Origin of the sequence: Rheinheimera sp. (assembly GCF_030690345.1) — a bacterium.
Lineage (GTDB): Bacteria > Pseudomonadota > Gammaproteobacteria > Enterobacterales > Alteromonadaceae > Alishewanella.
This window is the reverse complement of sequence record NZ_JAUYGV010000006.1, coordinates 759503-776975: the sequence shown is the minus strand read 5'-3', so window position 1 is coordinate 776975 and position 17473 is coordinate 759503. Positions and strand designations below refer to the sequence as shown.

Sequence of the window (17473 nt, the reverse complement as noted above, 5' to 3'; positions counted from 1 at the left end):
AGTTATCTCAACTTCAGGGTGGCTAAGCCCACCAGCACAAACATGATGGATAAGATCCAAAACCGCACTATTACCCGCGGTTCCGGCCAGCCTTTTAATTCGTAATGATGATGGATAGGTGCCATGCGGAAAATACGCTGGCCGCGCAACTTGTAAGAGCCCACCTGCAAAATCACCGACAGGGTTTCCATGACAAAGACGCCGCCCATAATAAACAGCACAATTTCCTGCCGCACTAAAATGGCAATAACACCCAGCACCGCACCCAACGCCAGCGAGCCGACATCGCCCATAAACACCTGCGCCGGATAGGTATTAAACCAAAGGAAGCCCAGGCCTGCGCCCACCAGGGCGGCACATACCACCACCAATTCACCGGCATGCGGCAAATAAGGAATATTCAGATAACCGGAGAAATTCACGTTGCCGCTGGCATACGCAATAATGGCAAAAGCCGCCGCCACCATAATGGTCGGCACTATGGCCAGGCCATCCAGGCCGTCGGTCAGGTTTACCGCGTTGCTGGTGCCCACGATGACAAAGTAACTTAACGCCAGGAACAATAAGCCCAACTGCGGCACCACATCTTTAAAAAACGGTACCAACAGCGCGGTTTCTGCCGGGCGCTCGGCGGTAAAGTACAAAAAAGCCGCGGTAGCGATGGCAAACAGCGACTGCCAGAAGTATTTCCAGCGCGCAATTAAGCCTTTCGGGTCTTTGCGGATCACTTTGCGGTAATCATCGACAAAGCCAATCCAGCCGAAGCTGATCAGCACAAACAACACTACCCAAACGTATTTGTTTTCCAGATTGGCCCACAACAAAGTGCTTAGCAGCACAGCGCCTAAAATCAGCAAACCACCCATGGTTGGCGTGCCTTTTTTCGAGAAATGACTCTCCGGGCCATCGCCGCGCACCACCTGGCCAATTTGCATACGTTGTAACGCAGCAATTAATTTCGGCCCCAGATACAGGCTTAATAACAATGAGGTTAAAATACCCAGAATTGAACGGAAGGTAAGATAACTGAATACATTAAAGAAACTGAAGTATTGGGTTAAATACTCGGCTAACCAAACTAGCATGGGCTACTCTCCTGCTGACATCTTTCGAGCAAGTCCTGCACAACTAACTCCATCTTCGCGCTGCGCGAACCTTTCACTAGCAGGGTGACTTCCTGTTGTTCCGATATTATCGGCATCAGGCGTTGTAATAATGCCTGACGCGAACTGAAATGTGCGCCTTGTCCATTGAACAAGTCACTGGCGCTCTGTGATAACACGCCAAGGGTGAACAACAGATTAATAGCGGATTTTTTCGCGTATAAACCTATCTCTTCGTGGTATAAACGCGCATCTGCGCCCAGTTCTGCCATATCGCCGAGAATTAACACTCGGTAGCCGGAATACGACGCCAGCAAATCAATTGCCGCTTTTACCGACTCAACATTGGCATTGTAAGTGTCATCAATCAGCCGCAGCTGTGGTGTTACCATGTTGACATTGGTGCGGCCTTTAACCGCCTGCATTTGCGCCAGCCCCAGTTGCACATCTGCCAGGCTGGCACCCACGGCAATACAGGCTGCAGCAGCAACCAGCGCATTAGCCACGTTGTGCTTACCCGGCACCGTAAGCTGAATAAACTTATGCCCCGACGGGCAATGCAGCTCAAAGCCGGCACAACCCTGGTTATCCAGCACTATGCTATCGGCAAAGTAGTCGGCTGGCGTCGTAGCAGAAAACTGCATAACCTGCTTGTCGTCCAGCCGGCGTAACCAATAATCACGGTATTCACTGTCGGCCGGCAGTATGGCCAGGCCTTGTGATGATAAACCGTTAAAAATCTCGCCTTTAGCACGGGCCACACCGTACATGTCACCAAAGCCTTCCAGGTGCGATGCGGCCACATTGGTAATAAGCGCCACATCCGGTTTTGCCAGTGACGTGGTGTAGGCGATTTCGCCCTGGTGGTTAGCACCTAATTCCAGTACGGCAAAATCATGTTGTTCTGTCAGGCGCAGCATGGTTAGCGGCACGCCAATGTCGTTATTAAAGTTACCCCGGGTCGACAATACTTTGCCGCAACGGCTTAATATGGCCGCTATCATCTCTTTAACTGTGGTTTTACCGGCACTGCCGGTTACGGCGATGGTTTTCGGCGCCAGCCGGGCTTTTAACGCTGCGGCCAATTGCCCCAGCGCCAAACGGCTGTCCGGTACAATAATTTGCGTAATGTCGGTGTCTACCGGATGCTCTACCACTACGGCAGCGGCGCCCTTGGTTTTTACGTCTGCCACAAAGGCCGAGCCGTCAAAGTTAGGACCTTTCAGCGCAATAAACAGCTCGCCGGCACTGATCACCCGGCTGTCGGTGCTAACCGACGTAATGCTGACATCCGGCCCGGTCATGGTGCCGTTGACCATGGCATTAATTTCAACACAGCTCAGTGGTATCATGCTGACATCTCCGCTACCAATTGACGAAGATAGGCGCGCTCATCGTATTGCCGCTGTTCGCTGCCAATTATCTGAATGGTTTCATGGCCTTTGCCGGCAATCAGCACCATGTCGCCGGGCTGAGCACTGGCCAATGCCAGTTTGATCGCCGCTTTGCGGTCCGGCTCTATCTGATAGCTGGCATCCGGGCTCATGCCGGCGGCAATTTCTTCACAAATTGCCAGTACCGCTTCACTGCGCGGGTTATCGGCGGTAATAATCACATGGTCGGCAAACAGTTCTGCCAGTTGGCCCATTAACGGCCGCTTGCCGCGATCACGATCGCCACCGCAGCCAAATACACACCACAGCCTGGCGGTACAGTGCAAACGCAACGACTGCAGCGCCTGCTGTAGTGCATCTGGGGTGTGGGCGTAGTCAATTACCGCAGTAAATTGCTGCGCAAACACAAATTGCTCCATCCGGCCCGGCACAGCGTGCAACTGGTTGCAGGCATTGACCAAACTGGTCAGGTCGTAGCCCTGCACCGTCAGTGCCAGCAACGCTGCCAGCACATTTTGAATATTAAACTCGCCCAGCAACGGCAAATGCAGACTGTAGTCGCCGGCGTGTGAGCTCAGCTGCAGTTGATAACCGCCAGCTGTGGCCTGCACATCGGCATAGGCCAGATATCTGGCAAAACCATGGCAATCTTCTGCTTTGCCATAAGCCCATACCGGTATTTCGCATTGTGCGGCCAGTTTGCGGCCATAGTCATCCGACACATTGATCACCGCGGCACGGCTTACACCGGCACGGAACAACAGCGCTTTAGCCGCACCGTATTCAGCCATGCTGCCGTGATAATCGAGGTGATCACGCGTCAGATTGGTAAACACAGCCACATCAAACTGTAAGCCGGCTACACGTTGCTGCACCAGCGCATGCGACGATACTTCCATCGCCATCAGCTGCACTTGTTGTGTTACACAGCCGGCCAGAATGCGCTGAATATCAACAAAATGCGGTGTGGTATTCGGCAGTGCTGTCAGCTGTTGATAATGGCCATAGCCCAGGGTGCCGATAACGGCGCCTTTAACGGCCAACTGCTCAAGCAACTGATTGATAAAAAACGTAATACTGGATTTGCCGTTGGTACCGGTAACCCCGATAAGCTGCAAAGCCCGCGCAGGGTGTTGATAAAACTCTGCCACCAGCGCCGGCAGTATTTGTTCTAATTCAGGCAACAGCACAATACGGCTGTCGCTGTAGTCGCCGGCATCGGTCAGCACCAGGCCGGCCCCGTTGCCAAGCGCCTGGTCGATATAGTCTTTGCCATGCTGCGACACACCGGCAATGGCGACAAACACATCGCCTTGCTTAACTTTGCGACTGTCCAGCTGAATGCTTTGCAACTGACATTGCGGCACTGTGCTGCTGTACTTTGCTAACCAGCTTGCTGCATTAACCGGCATTAGTGCCTCCCGTTACGGCTGAGAGTCTGGGTTGAGTTTTATCGTCCGGCGACAAGTTAAGCAGTTGCATCGTCGCGCCCATAATATTGGCGAACACCGGGGCGGCAATTTCACCACCGTGATAAAAATCGCCGGCCGGTTCATTAATTACTACTACACAGACCAACCTGGGGTCTGACACCGGGCCTACGCCGGCAAAAGAGGCGACATAGTCTTCGCCGTAACCGCCGGCAATAGCTTTGCGCGAGGTGCCGGTTTTACCGCCAACTCTATAGCCTTTAACCTGAGCACGGGTCGCTGTGCCACCGGGCAGAATATTCGCTTCCATCATTTCCAGCATCGCCAGCGCATGCTCTTTTGCCAATACCTGCTCACCGGCATAGGGCTGGTCAGTTTTTAAAATCGTCAGCGGCCGGCTGATACCACCATTGGCAATAGTGGCATACACTCTGGCCAGCTGTGCGGCAGTAACCGACAAGCCATAGCCAAACGACATAGCCGCTCTTTCATGTTCAGACCAGCGCCGGCGATGGCTTAACATGCCGCTGCTTTCGCCGTTTAATCCCAGCCCGGTGTCAATGCCCAGGCCCATATTGCCGTACAGGCTGATAACATGTTCTACCGGCATATCCAGCACCAGCTTGCTGACACCGATATTGCTCGACTTCTGAATAATGCCGGTAAGCCCCAGAGTTTTGTAATTATTGGCATCGCGCACCCAGCTGCCGCCAATGCGCATGTAGCCGGGCGCAGTATCGACCTGCGTATCCAGCCTGGCGCTGCCAAATTCCAACGCACTGAGTACCGCCAGCGGTTTCATGGTGGACCCCGGCTCAAAGGTGTCGGTAATGGCGCGGTTACGAAACAGATAAGCCGGTGCATTGCCGCGGTTGTTCGGGTTAAATGACGGGCTGTTTACCATCGCCAGCACTTCGCCGGTTTGTACATCTACCACTATGGCCGAGCCGGAGGTGGCGCCGTGCGATAACACCGCTTTTTTCAGTTCACGGTAGGTTACCGACTGAATACGTTGGTCAATGCTCAGCTGTAAATTGCCGGGTTGTTGTGCCTGTGCCCGCTCTATCACTTCGATTTCACGGCCCTTGGCATCTTTACGGAATACTTTGCGCCCGGCGGTACCGGTTAACAGCTCGTCGTAGCGCTTTTCAATGCCTTCTACGCCGATATCATCAACATTGGTAAAACCAAGCAACTGCGCCGCCACTTCACCGGCCGGATAATAGCGGCGTGACTCCTGGCGAAAGTAAATGCCGGGCACGTTCAGTTTTTTCACATAATCCACAACTGCCGGATTAACCTGGCGCTGCAGATAGATAAAGCGCCGCTGCGGGTTATCGCCGACTTTTTGCAGTAACTGCGCCGGGGTCATTTGCAGAATATCGGCCAGTGCATGCCAGCGCCGCTCATCTGCCGCGGCATGGCGTTCAATCACGACTTTAGGATCTGCCCAAATGGCTTCTACCGGCACACTAACGGCCAGCTCTTCACCATGGCGGTCTACTATCATGCCGCGCAGCACAGTATCGGCTTCAACACGCAGGCTGCGCATATCGCCCTGGCTGACTAACATTTCCGGTTCAACCACCTGCAGCCAGGCCGCCCGCACTACCAGTGCAGTAAACACACCAGACAGCGTCAGCAACACAAAGGCAAAACGCCAGCTCAGTACCGACGGCACTGTTCTGGCTTTGGCTTGCGGCGCTTTACGCTGGCGGCTCATCGGATGGTCACCGCAATATCTTGCTCACCGGCAGGGCGTACCATTTGCAGCCGCGAACGGGCAATATCTTCTACCCGGCTGTGTTCTGCCAGTGCCCGTTGCTCCAACAGCAAATTGCGCCACTCAATATCTAATTGATCGCGCTGCTGATACATACCGTCCTGAGCTATCGTCAACTGCCGGTTCAGGTGGGCAAAATGCACCACCGTCAGTGCCGACGCCATGCACGCCAGCAGCATAAGCGCCAGCCACTTTTGCCGGCGCCAATCCTGGCCAATCAGACGATGCAGGCTGATATTATTCATGCTGCTGCCTCTGGGCGATACGTAGCACGGCACTGCGGGCCCGGGGGTTTTGCTGCAGTTCCTGCTCGGACGGCATAATGGCTTTGCCAATCAGCTTTAATTCTGTGCGCTGGTTCATTTGCGCTGCCGTCAGCGGTATGCCGCGCGGTATTGGCTCGCCCTTGGAATAACGGCGCATAAACTGCTTAACCAGCCGGTCTTCCAGCGAATGAAAGCTGATCACCACTAAGCGGCCACCGGGTTTTAATACTTGCATAGCGGCATGTAAGGCCTGGTTCACTTGCTCCAGCTCACTGTTGATATAAATGCGGATCGCCTGAAAGCTGCGTGTCGCCGGATGCTTTTTCTCTTTATTGCTTTTCGGCACACTGGCACTGATGAGTGCCGCCAGTTGCGCGGTACGGGTAATTGTTGTCTCAGCACGCGCGGCCACTATGGCCTGGGCAATACGCCAGGCGAATTTTTCTTCACCGTATTCGCGCAGTACAAAGCTGATGTCTTCAACATCGGCCTGTGCCAGCCAGTCGGCGGCACTGATACCCGAGCTTGGGTCCATCCGCATATCCAACGGGCCGTCACGCATAAAACTAAAGCCTCGATCGGCGTCGTCCAATTGTGGGGAAGACACACCAAGATCAAGCAAAATACCGTCCAGTGCACCGTTGATATGCAACTGTTCAGCAATAGATGCCAGGGCGGCAAAGGGGCTGTGGGTGATATGAAAACGCGGGTCTGCCTGCAAAGGCGCAGCAGCTGCTATCGCGGTGGGGTCGCGATCTATAGCAAATAAACGGCCTTTGGGGCCAAGTAAGGATAAAATGGCACGGCTGTGTCCGCCACGGCCAAAGGTACCGTCGAGGTAACAACCGTCGCTCTGTATTGCCAACCCGTCCAGCGCTTCTTGCAGCAGAACGGAGATATGTGCCGGTGCATTCATTTACAGTGCAAAGTCCTGTAATCGTTCTGACAACTCCACATCACCGGCCTGAGCCTGTTCCAGCGCAATATCTGCCGCTAAACGCTCATGCCAGGCAGTTTCATCCCAGATTTCAAATTTATTTAACTGACCAACCAGACGGATGCCTTTAGTCAGGCCGGCGTGTTGCCGCAGCGGAGCCGGCAGTAAAATACGGCCGCTTTTATCCATGTCACAGTCGGTGGCGTTACCCAACAGCACGCGCTGCAAGCGGCGTTCCTGCGGGTTTAAGCTGGACAAGCGTTTGAGTTTTTCTTCTATTTCTTCCCACTCAGCCAGCGGATAAAGCAATAAACAGGGATCGTGCAAATCAATGGTGCAGATCAGATGGCCCTGACAATCAGACAGCAGAAATTCACGGTAGCGCGCAGGTAGTGCTAACCGTCCTTTCTCGTCCAATGTCAACGTAAATGAGCCACGAAACATAAGCTTCCTGTGCAACTGATTTTAAAGCTTTAGCTTGCAGATAAAGCAAAATGATCCACTTTTACCCACAAATCCCCACAACGATACAGTTTAGGGCGCAGCTTTGGCCATTGTCAAGGTAAAAACAGCCTGTTCGATCGATTACGATCTCAGTAAAAATAAGCGCTGCAGCAAAGATGACGATTTTGGTGGGAAAAAGTGGAGACAGATCAAAAGCGATAGAGAATAGCCCTGTTTATATGTACAGCACCCTGGATTGTGCTGCTTTTTTCTGCGCTTAACTTGCCAACGCAGAATAAATTATTCAATACTGAGCTGGTATACTAATAACAAATTCCTACACCTCGTTTAAGCAATACAAGGATCCGGCTTTATGGTGTGTTTACTGAAAATCCGCGGCATGCTGGAGCAAATGTCGGTTATCGAGCGTAAGCTGGCAGATTTTATTCTGGATAACGCCCATTTGCTACGGGATTATTCCTCACAGCAATTAGCCGATGCCGTCGGCACCAGCCAGTCCAGCGTGGTAAAGTTTTGCCAAAAGCTGGGTTATAAAGGCTATCCGGACTTAAAACTGGCGGTAAACGAAGCGGTGATCACCGCTACCACACTGAACCGTGACAATAACGAGCACAGCCCGGCGCAAAACGATTTGGTTAACCTGGTCGAGCACCTGCAATTCAGCCTGCAAAGCCATCTGCGCGGCATTTTGGAGATTAACAGCGAAAAGGCACTGCAAGACAGCGCGGATTTGCTGGCACAGGCCGATAAAGTACTGATAGCCGGCTTTGGTAAATCCGGTATTGTCGCGCACGATATGCAGTTTCGTTTATTACAGTTGGGCAAGCTGGCCCTGTTGCACAGCGACCCGGCCATTGCCTTGCAACTGGCCAACACGCTTAGTATCGACAGCATTTTGTTGCTGGTGTCAGAATCCGGCCAGAATGCCGATCTGTTAAAACTGGCCAGGTACGCTAAACAACGCCAGATCCGCATTATCAGCCTGACCAGCTATAAAACCAATGCACTGAGTGTGGCTGCCGATGTGGCGCTGTTTGCGCTGAGCGGCGATGAGAATGTGCGGGTGAATACCATTTTAGTGCAACTGGCACAGCAGCACCTGTGTCATATTTTGTATTTGCTGTTGTGCCGCCGGCAAAATAACGACCACCAATTAGAAGAAAACGCTAAGCTGCTGGACTTGCTGGAACAGCCGTGAGCCAGGCAAAACAGCCCTGAGCAAAACTCACAGCCCTGAGCTTGTTGAAAAAGCCCTGAGCTGCAGCGTCAGCCCAGTATCTCAAGGCCCTCAATGGCGGTAATACCAAGCCCGGGTGCATCGGCAATGGTAATGTCGGCATCGTTAAAGCTTACACTGCTGGTCACCGGGTCAAATAAGCACAACGACGGGCCGTCCAGATCAATCTTGGTGATCACATCCGATTTTGCTACCGCCACATGTACCGCCGCCGCTACGCTGATACTGCCCTCCAGCATACAGCCAATCATGCACTGCATATCGTAGAACGAACAGATATCGGCAATCTTAATAGCATTGGCGATACCACCGGTTTTCATCAGCTTAATATTAATAATGTCAGCCGCACGCATCTTAATCAGATCTATTACCTCGCGCGGACCAAAGCTACTCTCGTCAGCCATTACCGGGGTATGCACGCGCTCAGTAATGTATTTTAAGCCTTCCAGGTCATAGGCTTTTACCGGCTGCTCTACCAGTTCCAGCCGCACTCCGGCATCTTCCAGCTTACGCAGCGCATACACCGCTTCTTTGGCCGTCCAGCCCTGGTTGGCATCCAGCCGGATCAGCGCCTTGCCTTCTACCGCAGCGTAAATGGCTTTTACCCGCTCTATATCGACGCCGATATCTTTACCCACCTTTACTTTCAGGGTTTCAAAGCCGCGGTCGATGGCACTGAGTGAGTCGGCTACCATTTTGTCGATATAGTCGACACTGATGGTAATATCCGTGGTGATTTTCGGCACGCCGCCACCGAGGATTTTATACAGCGGCGCTTTATATAGTTGTGCAAACAGATCATACACCGCCATTTCTACTGCGGCCTTAGCGCTGTAGTTTTTCATAATACAACCCTGGATCAGGCGGATAATATGGTTTAAATCGGCAATATCCTGGCCCAGTAGCTTAGGCTTTATCACAGTACGAATGGCTTCAATAATAGAGCCATGGATATCCCCGGTGATCACCGCCGTGGCGGGCGCGGCACCATAACCGGTATTGCCGCTGTCGGTTTCCACTATCACCACCACATCTTCTGTGCTGCTAACCGTGCGTAGCGCGGTTTTAAACGCCGTTTTCAGAGGCACCCGTAACATCCCCAGGCGAATATCGGTTATTTTCATAGTTACCTCTGCTAGCGCAATGACTTAATGGCGTACATTGCATCAAAATAGGATTGTTGTTCTGTTGCATATAATGGCAACAGCGGCGTAACCGCTACACCATTGAGAGTACCGCGGTAAATGCTGCCATCGCTGTGCGGATACAGCAGCGTATTAACATCATGGATCATAAACGGCTGGCCGTTTACTGTGCCAAGGTATAAAGCAACGTGGCCCGGGAAATACAATAAATCTCCCGCTTGCAGTTGTGCTAATGCAGCCTGCTTATCCGCCGCGCTGCTGTCAGCACCAAAACGGATATTGCGGCCATAAGCACCCATGCCCTGCTGCCCCGAGTTACGCGGCATCAGCAAGCCAAAACTGCGGAAAATCTCCGAGATAAAACCGGTACAGTCGCGGCCGTTATAATCATGACCCCAACCGTAGCGCTCGCCGAGAAACTTAAACGCCTGCGCCAGAATATTACCCGGCGTAAAGGGCAAATAGCCCTGCTGTACATCGGCGCTAAGCGGCAACAGTGCCGGGCTAAAGCTCAGGCTGCCATCGGCCAGGCGCAGCGGTAACTGCACTATATGGCTGGCGACAGGATTTTGCCCGTGCACACTAAAGCCCAGCTCAGCGGCGCTGAGTAACGGCAAGCGCACACCCATATCCAGTTGCAACTCAGACACCGCCGCCTGTTGCGGGTTAAACGCGGTATAAACCTTTGCCCCGGCAACCACAATAAACGGCTGCTGCTCTGTGTAAGCCAGCACCTGCTGTTTGCTGCCGATAGCTACATCAGCGGCTTGCACCCAGCCGGTATAATTAAAACTGCGTACCAATAACCACTGTTTGTCAGCACTGCTGTGTAACACCGCTACCGCATCGGCGGGAAACAGCGCTGTTTCAGCAAAGCGATCCAAATCGGCGTTGCCCTGCTCATTCACTACTCTGTCGCGGCTTGGAAAGGCGCGCAACGCCGTGCGTTTAACCACCAGCGCAAAACGCAGCGGGTTTACTGCCTGCACTTGCTCCAATGCCAATAAGCTAAGGTAATGCTGCCAGTGCTGCGGCGTTAAGGCTGTGCCGTCAGTATAAAAGCGCGCTGTGGTTGCTACTTTGCTGACGCTTTGGATAATGGCAGTCAGCTCCGCCTTATTGTACTGCGCCGGTAAGCTATGCAGGCTTTGCATCTCGCTTTGCAGACTAAAGGTTTCAGTATTGCGCTGTGCTATCTGAGCCGGTGTTAACAGCAACTGATCCGGCGCAGCTAATTTCGTCTGCCAAAACCGTGGGTTCATCTGTTCTGCCTGCAGCAGGGGCACATCAGAACTAAACTTTATTGTTGTTTCCGCCGCTAACACTAACGGCCAGCAACAGCATAACAACCACACTATTCTCTTCATGCCGGCTCCTTCAGCTGGCTTATTGTTGCGACGTTACCAGCCACTCTCTGTATGCCAACATAGCGTCTTGGAATGAAATATTCCAATTATTTTCAAAATTCAGCATAAATTATTTTCAAAAGAAATAAAATATTGCTATGTTAATTTTGTGCAGAAAATAAACGTTTTGCATTTTCAGAGAAAACGGGCGATCAGACCCGGGTAACGGATAGCCATAAAAACAGAATAACGCAACTCCAGGAGAGATAGTGATGAAGTTGAATAAACTCATTCAGGCCCTTACCCTCGCGGGGCTGAGTACACAAGTGTATGCGCAGGACGTCGCTCAGCAAGCAGACGACTCAGCAGCAGATGCCAAGATAGAGCGGATCCGTGTAACCGGTTCCAGTATTAAACGTACCGCACTGGAAGGTGACTTACCCATTACAGTGTTTAGCCGGGCAGATATTGATGCAGCCGGTATCACCTCAGCCGAACAGTTATTGCTGCAAATGAATATTGCCGGTAACTCGTCAGATAACCTCGCCAGTAACGGCGGCATAGTGTCTGAGGAACAGCGCGGCAATAACGGCGTTTCCGGCGCTAACCTGCGCGGCCAGGGAGCCGACGCCACCCTGGTGTTATTAAACGGCCGCCGCGTGGCCACGCACGGCTTAAAAGGCCGCGCCGTAGATTTAAATGCCATTCCGTTTGCAGCGCTGGAACGGGTTGAAGTGCTGCGCGACGGCGCTTCAGCGGTATACGGCACCGATGCTATCGGCGGTGTAATTAACTTTATTACCAAACGCGACTATACCGGCGCCGAGGTCTCGGCCTTTGCCGACCACACCGAAGCCGGCGGCGGTAATATCTACCGTACTAACCTGCTGCTGGGTACCGGCGACATTAATAAAGACGGTTGGAATGTGTTCGGCACTCTGTCGTACAAGAAGAATGAACTGTTGGCCGGCACAGACCGCGATTTTTCCAATACCTTTCAGCCAAACCGTGGCTTGTCACCCGATACCCGCGGCACGCCGTTTGCTACCATTTTTAACCGCGGAGCAGCTGACGCTAACCTGATTGGTACCGGCCTGGTTGACCCGCTGGATGGCCAGTCCATCGCTGCAGTTAACATTCTGGACTTACCCGGTGCTGACGGTTGTGCCAGCGGCGGCGATTTGATGGGGCCTTATGATCACCAATTATGGAGCTCTGAGTCATCACGCTATGCCTGTGCCTGGGATTATCCGGCCGCGGCGCGCATTCAGCAGCCGCAGGAAAGCGTAGACTTTATCGGCCGCGCCAGCTTTAAACTGGCGGAAGATCATATGGCAACCCTTGAGCTGGTTGCCTCTCAGGTTGATGTCAGTAAAGCCTTTGAACCCTACCAAATTTCGCCAAGTTCAACCTTTGGCCCGGATACCTGGTATCCAAGCACCGGCGCATCCTACGACCGTGTTTACGATGCGCTGGCCGGTTACTTTGGTGCCGATCAACTGAATTACGGTGAGTCTATTGCTTATCGTTGGCGTTGCATGGCCTGTGGTGGCCGTGAAATAGACACCACGACCAAGTCTTACCGCTTGCTGGCTGCCTTTGAAGGTGTGGTAGCAGACTGGGATTACAACGTCGGCATTTCACGCGCTTCCAGCGAATCTGAATCTGAGTTGGGTAATGGCTATTACTTTACGGATGCACTGCAGCAAGTGCTGGGTAGCGGCCTGATTGACCCGTTTTTACTACCGGGACAAAGCCAATCAGACGCCGGCATGGCAGCACTGAATGCTGCCTCAGCACAGGGTGTAAAGCTGTATGGTGGTGAATCCATCATGACCCAAATTGACGCCACCTTCTCCGGTGAGCTGCCATTTGAATTGCCCGGCGGCAATATTATGATGGCACTGGGTACCGATTTACGCCGCGAAGAGTTTAAGTTTAACGGCGACGAACGTGCCGATATGCGTGCGGTGTTCCTGGCACCGTTTGACAACGCTAACGTGCTGGACAAAGTAAGCCGTGACATCAAGGCCGTATTCACCGAAGTATACCTGCCGCTGTTGGATAACCTCGATGTTACCCTCGCCGCCCGTTACGACAAATACGACGGTTTTGGCAGCACTACTAACCCGAAAGTGTCTTTCAGTTACCGGCCAATAGAAGAGCTGATGTTCCGTGGTGCTTACAGCACCGGTTTTAAAGTACCGTCGTTTAATCAACTATTCAACGGTTTAACCGAGTCACAATATACCGGGCTGGATTTAGCTGACCCGGCAACGTGCCCGGGCGGTGTGGCCGACGAAAACGTAGCCGGTTGTGAGCTTATTCAGCCGGTGGAAATTTTCGGTGGTAAAACAGACCTGGATCCGGAAGAGTCGGAACAGAAAAGCCTTGGCTTTGTTGTGGTACCGGTAGATTACTTTAATATCAGTGTCGACTGGTGGGAAATTGAGCGCACCGATACCATCCGTGCAGCACCGCGTGATGTGCTGATTGAAAATTACGATCTGTTCACCGCGAACTGGCTGCGTAATGCCGACGGTGATGTAGTAGCCATTGACCGTCGCTACATTAATTCCGGCGGCACCTTAACCCGCGGCATTGAAATTGACGCCAACTTAACCGGCGAGCTGGCCGGCGGCGCGTGGAGAGTTAACCTCAACGGCAGTTACATCGACACCTTTAAAACCAAAGGCATCGACACACTACCCTACAGCGAAAACCTGGTGGGCGAATATGTGCGCTACTACAACCTGCCGATAAAGTGGAAACACACGCTTAATGCCAGCTACCTGCTGGGCGACTGGAGCCACAGTTTAACCCAGGTATATCGTGACGGTTATACCGACGAAGAGCCGGTAAGTGTTGCCAACGGCAGTTATGTGCCGGCCGGCTGGGATCCGAAAGTAGACGCCTATATCACCTATAACTACAGCGTAAGCTATAGCGGTATTGACGATATGACAGTTACCTTTGGCATTAAAAACCTGTTTGACGAAGACCCGCCATTTACCGCGCACCAAAACGACTTTGCTGCCGGCGCAGGCTGGGAAACCCGTATAGCCGACCCACGCGGCCGCTCCTATACCTTGTTGCTGGAATATAAATTTATGTAAGCCAGGTTTGCCTGTATAAAAAAGCCCGGGTAGTTAACTACCCGGGCTTTTAAACGCGTTAATAAAATTATCTTACAATAAAGCCAGATACTCGTTGTACCTGTGCGCCTTCATTAAATAAACTCAGTGCTAACACTTCGCCGGAATCCTGAGACCAAGCAGCAATAATGCCATTGATATCACCTGCGAGATCACAACCACTTAATGTCATACTGATATCAGCAACAGATGCCTGATAATCAACAATTTGACCAGTTACAGAGCAATCAGATACAGTTCCGCTAACTTCGCCAGAGTCCGTAATAGAGAATGTATTCCATGTACCGGCTAAGGATGCCAACATTCTATTCTGAGATATAGGTTGCAGATTTCTCACTGTAATATCACTACTGATATCGTCAGTTTCGAATGTCACCTCACCCTCGAGGTTATTGCCGGTTGCAGAAAAAGTTAACTCAAACTGTGCAACGGCAGATCTACTCATATATAACCCTTTGCCGTCAGCTTCCAACTTAGTGCTGTCATCAGCGGCCTTCTGCGTAAAGGCAAAGCTACTGTCAGCAGATAAATTAATTAAATGTATTTGGTCGCCTTTATTAAGCATTATCTCTTGTGACGTATTAACATGTACCCCAGCTCTGAGATTGCCGTTAAGAGCAAAATATTCCTGCGCACTTTCTACATTATCAATCCGGCCAGTGACGAATTGACGCTCATCATTAAAGGCTAGCCAGTTTAAATATTTAACATCGTCAAGCTCATACGCCCACAATGCACCATCATATTGACCAGCTTGCTCACAGCCGCTGTACGTCAGAGATGCTAAAAACACCTGGTTAGCTTGTTCTGTCAAAGTACCGGTGATATCGCAGTTATTAATATCAGTGGCACTAAGTACCAGCGCGGTATCAATCTCAAATGAAGAAAAATGACTGGTTTTCCACTGCTGGTTAAGCGATGACAAGTCAGTTAAATTCTGCACAGCTACCATGGCTACCGTTGAAAAACTGTTGCGTACAGAACTTGATATGGCGACATTCGACAGACTGCTCACAATCTCTTCGTCATTAAAATTTAAATCGACACTGAAAGTCGCATCAACTAAAAAAGGGGTGATACCTGATTTAATAATACCCTCTGCATCAACAATTTGCCCTTCAGAAACAAAGCTACTTATATCATCAAAACGAGCGTAAGCATTCGAAACCGAGCCTGTCGAACTGTACAGCAAACTGTTATTCAGAATAACAACTTCTCTCAACTCACCATTCTGTTGAACAATATAAGTTGCCGAGGCAAACTCAGGCAACACTTCTTCTTCCGGTGTTGGTGTTGGTGTTGGTGTTGGTGTTGGCGTAGGATTTGGCACTGCGACCGGCGCTTCTGTACCACTGTCAGAGCCACCACCACAGGCTGTTAAGCCAGCCAGGGTTAACGCATAAACTACGCTCAGGGCTAAGTTCTTTTTCAACATCTTTATTACTCTCCGTACAAAAAACATCGCCCGATGCGCTTTGGCATCAATGGCAGACAAAATGAAGAAGTCGCAATGGCTGCGCCACGCAACGAATAAAGACAGACGGCATAGATAGGCATAATCAGACAACGGCAGAAATGCCGTTATGATTGACATCAAACAGATGTGACTAAGCTAATGCAACCACTGCCATCATTAACATTCGTAACGAACGTTATTAGACCAGCGGCTTTGCGTCCTGACCTTTCGGTACAGTTTGCCTTTTAATTGTCTTAGCTTGAGACGAAAACGCAATTACATTAACGCAAGCTGAACGGCTGCAAGATATACAAATAATTACAAATAGACAAGTTATTTTTTAGCCAATTTTGCAACAAGCTTTACAAATCAAGCGCTAAGTGCTGATAATTTTTCCGACAGCGGAAACAGTAAATATGAAGGGCTATAAAACAAAAACCGCAGCCTGTTACAGCTGCGGTTTTTTGTGGTGTTTGGTGTGAGCCGGCCGTTAAGCCGGGTTCTGTGCTCTGTTGCCAGAGTGACAATCATTCCTCTAGGACTTAAGTCGCCTTAAGCCTCAAGCAATCTACCCGCCCCCAACGCGGGCCGCGCCAAAGGGGGCCTATTTGATCTTGCTCCGGGTGGAGTTTACCGTGCCACGAACTGTTGCCAGCCGCGCGGTGCGCTCTTACCGCACCCTTTCACCCTTACCTGATCCCACTTGCGTGGGCCATCGGCGGTTTGCTCTCTGTTGCACTGGTCGTAGGCTCACGCCCCCCAGGCGTTACCTGGCACCCTGCCCTGTGGAGCCCGGACTTTCCTCCCCCTGCTTGCGCAGGCAGCGATTGTCTTGGCCAACTCACGGGCGCAATTATACGCATTTTATTCGCTTTCACCAGACAATTGCAGTGCCACTTTATACAGGGCGTTTTTCTTGCCACCATGTATTTGTGCTGTTAAGGCGGCAGCCTTTTTCAATGGCAGCTCGGTTAGCAGTAATTTAAGGGTGCTAAGTTCAGCATCGCTTACTTCAGTTTCCGCTTTGGGTGTCGGCGCTATCATCAGTACCATTTCGCCCTGACAGCGCTGCGGGTCAGCCTCTAACCAGGCGGTGATCTGTGCGGCTGTGCCGTATTCCAGATGCTCAAAGGTTTTGGTTAGCTCTTTGGCCAGTACCAGCTCTCGATCGGCGCCAAACACCTGCACTACATCTTGTAGCGTATCTTTTATCCGTCTGGCAGTGTCATAACAAATAATAGTGCCGACACCGGCCGGAATGTCGGATAGCTGGTTTTGCCGCTGCTGGCTTTTCGGTAACAAAAAGCCGATAAAATGAAATTTGTCGGTCGGTAACCCTGCAGCGCACAAGGCGGTAATTAACGCACAAGGGCCGGGAATGGGAATAACCCGCACCCCGGCGTCGCGGCATTGGCGCACTAAACTGTAACCCGGGTCGCTGATCAGCGGCGTACCGGCATCGGATACCAATGCGACATGCTCACCGGCCAGGCACTTTTGAATAATGCCGGCAGCGCGTTGTTTCTCGTTATGGTCGTGCAGGGCAAGGGTTTTGGCGTTAATACCCAGATGCGACAGCAAGCGCCCGGTGTGACGGGTGTCTTCTGCTGCTATCCAATCTACCTGCTGCAAGGTGCTGATCGCACGCTGGCTGATATCGTCCAAATTACCAATCGGGGTGGCCACTACATATAAAAAACCGTTTTCTTTTGCCATTTGATGATTAATGTACGCTATTTGTTTGAGCTTAACCGGC

13 protein-coding genes, 1 other RNA gene and 1 riboswitch are annotated in these 17473 nt (G+C 51.6%); of the genes, 2 read left to right on the top strand and 12 right to left on the bottom strand.

What is annotated here, in order from left to right; all coding sequences use genetic code 11:
- Positions 1 to 2 precede the first annotated feature (2 nt).
- From mraY to mraZ, 7 genes are read right to left on the bottom strand one after another with little or no spacing between them, the layout of a single operon-like run.
- Positions 3 to 1085 (bottom strand): phospho-N-acetylmuramoyl-pentapeptide-transferase, encoded by a 1083-nt coding sequence (gene mraY / locus Q8O77_RS08095; RefSeq protein ID WP_305552348.1) that lies wholly within the window; start codon positions 1083 to 1085, stop codon positions 3 to 5.
- Positions 1079 to 2455, bottom strand: a complete 1377-nt coding sequence (murF, locus tag Q8O77_RS08090) for a UDP-N-acetylmuramoyl-tripeptide--D-alanyl-D-alanine ligase (RefSeq protein ID WP_305552347.1) — start codon at positions 2453 to 2455, stop codon at positions 1079 to 1081. Before murF ends, mraY begins: the two co-directional genes overlap by 7 nt.
- Positions 2452 to 3909, bottom strand: a complete 1458-nt coding sequence (locus Q8O77_RS08085) for a UDP-N-acetylmuramoyl-L-alanyl-D-glutamate--2,6-diaminopimelate ligase (RefSeq protein ID WP_305552346.1) — start codon at positions 3907 to 3909, stop codon at positions 2452 to 2454. Before Q8O77_RS08085 ends, murF begins: the two co-directional genes overlap by 4 nt.
- Positions 3899 to 5650, bottom strand: a complete 1752-nt coding sequence (locus Q8O77_RS08080) for a penicillin-binding transpeptidase domain-containing protein (RefSeq protein ID WP_305552345.1) — start codon at positions 5648 to 5650, stop codon at positions 3899 to 3901. The genes Q8O77_RS08085 and Q8O77_RS08080 overlap by 11 nt, the downstream gene beginning before the upstream one ends.
- Entirely contained in the window at positions 5647 to 5955 is a 309-nt protein-coding gene (ftsL, locus tag Q8O77_RS08075) for a cell division protein FtsL (protein ID WP_305552344.1), read from the bottom strand. Before ftsL ends, Q8O77_RS08080 begins: the two co-directional genes overlap by 4 nt.
- Positions 5948 to 6892: a 16S rRNA (cytosine(1402)-N(4))-methyltransferase RsmH gene (gene rsmH, locus Q8O77_RS08070; protein ID WP_305552343.1), complete on the bottom strand. Its 945-nt coding sequence runs from the start codon at positions 6890 to 6892 to the stop codon at positions 5948 to 5950. The genes ftsL and rsmH overlap by 8 nt, the downstream gene beginning before the upstream one ends.
- Complete coding sequence (gene mraZ, locus Q8O77_RS08065; protein WP_068233371.1) at positions 6893 to 7357, bottom strand: division/cell wall cluster transcriptional repressor MraZ; 465 nt, start codon at positions 7355 to 7357, stop codon at positions 6893 to 6895.
- Between the two features lie 373 nt (positions 7358 to 7730).
- On the opposite strand from mraZ, the gene Q8O77_RS08060 reads away from it, so the two are divergent.
- Entirely contained in the window at positions 7731 to 8576 is an 846-nt protein-coding gene (locus Q8O77_RS08060) for a MurR/RpiR family transcriptional regulator (protein WP_305552342.1), read from the top strand.
- Between the two features lie 68 nt (positions 8577 to 8644).
- On the opposite strand, the gene Q8O77_RS08055 is transcribed toward Q8O77_RS08060, so the two are convergent.
- Together Q8O77_RS08055 and Q8O77_RS08050 are read right to left on the bottom strand one after the other, a co-directional pair.
- Positions 8645 to 9739 carry a dipeptide epimerase gene (locus Q8O77_RS08055; protein WP_305552341.1) on the bottom strand — a complete coding sequence of 365 codons (1095 nt, stop codon included), beginning with the start codon at positions 9737 to 9739 and terminating at the stop codon, positions 8645 to 8647.
- 11 nt (positions 9740 to 9750) lie between these two features.
- Positions 9751 to 11022: an NlpC/P60 family protein gene (locus tag Q8O77_RS08050; protein ID WP_305552340.1), complete on the bottom strand. Its 1272-nt coding sequence runs from the start codon at positions 11020 to 11022 to the stop codon at positions 9751 to 9753.
- Between the two features lie 356 nt (positions 11023 to 11378).
- Here Q8O77_RS08050 and Q8O77_RS08045 point away from each other — a divergent pair, with 356 nt between their 5' ends.
- Complete coding sequence (locus Q8O77_RS08045) at positions 11379 to 14222, top strand: TonB-dependent receptor (protein WP_305552339.1); 2844 nt, start codon at positions 11379 to 11381, stop codon at positions 14220 to 14222.
- Between the two features lie 67 nt (positions 14223 to 14289).
- Here Q8O77_RS08045 and Q8O77_RS08040 read toward each other — a convergent pair whose 3' ends face one another.
- The 3 genes from Q8O77_RS08040 to rsmI form a co-directional block, all read right to left on the bottom strand.
- Complete coding sequence (locus tag Q8O77_RS08040) at positions 14290 to 15696, bottom strand: hypothetical protein (protein ID WP_305552338.1); 1407 nt, start codon at positions 15694 to 15696, stop codon at positions 14290 to 14292.
- Between the two features lie 178 nt (positions 15697 to 15874).
- Positions 15875 to 15970, bottom strand: a riboswitch (cyclic di-GMP riboswitch).
- 222 nt (positions 15971 to 16192) lie between these two features.
- An RNA gene (gene rnpB, locus Q8O77_RS08035) (RNase P RNA component class A) lies at positions 16193 to 16561 on the bottom strand.
- Positions 16562 to 16581: 20 nt separating this feature from the next.
- Positions 16582 to 17433 (bottom strand): 16S rRNA (cytidine(1402)-2'-O)-methyltransferase, encoded by an 852-nt coding sequence (rsmI, locus tag Q8O77_RS08030; protein WP_305552337.1) that lies wholly within the window; start codon positions 17431 to 17433, stop codon positions 16582 to 16584.
- Positions 17434 to 17473 lie beyond the last annotated feature (40 nt).

Coding starts and splice junctions, on each gene's coding strand:
- mraY (WP_305552348.1), bottom strand. CDS start 1,085: ATGCTAGTTTGGTTAGCCGAGTATTTAACCCAATACTTCAGTTTCTTT.
- murF (WP_305552347.1), bottom strand. CDS start 2,455: ATGATACCACTGAGCTGTGTTGAAATTAATGCCATGGTCAACGGCACC.
- Q8O77_RS08085 (WP_305552346.1), bottom strand. CDS start 3,909: ATGCCGGTTAATGCAGCAAGCTGGTTAGCAAAGTACAGCAGCACAGTG.
- Q8O77_RS08080 (WP_305552345.1), bottom strand. CDS start 5,650: ATGAGCCGCCAGCGTAAAGCGCCGCAAGCCAAAGCCAGAACAGTGCCG.
- ftsL (WP_305552344.1), bottom strand. CDS start 5,955: ATGAATAATATCAGCCTGCATCGTCTGATTGGCCAGGATTGGCGCCGG.
- rsmH (WP_305552343.1), bottom strand. CDS start 6,892: ATGAATGCACCGGCACATATCTCCGTTCTGCTGCAAGAAGCGCTGGAC.
- mraZ (WP_068233371.1), bottom strand. CDS start 7,357: ATGTTTCGTGGCTCATTTACGTTGACATTGGACGAGAAAGGACGGTTA.
- Q8O77_RS08060 (WP_305552342.1), top strand. CDS start 7,731: ATGGTGTGTTTACTGAAAATCCGCGGCATGCTGGAGCAAATGTCGGTT.
- Q8O77_RS08055 (WP_305552341.1), bottom strand. CDS start 9,739: ATGAAAATAACCGATATTCGCCTGGGGATGTTACGGGTGCCTCTGAAA.
- Q8O77_RS08050 (WP_305552340.1), bottom strand. CDS start 11,022: ATGAACCCACGGTTTTGGCAGACGAAATTAGCTGCGCCGGATCAGTTG.
- Q8O77_RS08045 (WP_305552339.1), top strand. CDS start 11,379: ATGAAGTTGAATAAACTCATTCAGGCCCTTACCCTCGCGGGGCTGAGT.
- Q8O77_RS08040 (WP_305552338.1), bottom strand. CDS start 15,696: ATGTTGAAAAAGAACTTAGCCCTGAGCGTAGTTTATGCGTTAACCCTG.
- rsmI (WP_305552337.1), bottom strand. CDS start 17,433: ATGGCAAAAGAAAACGGTTTTTTATATGTAGTGGCCACCCCGATTGGT.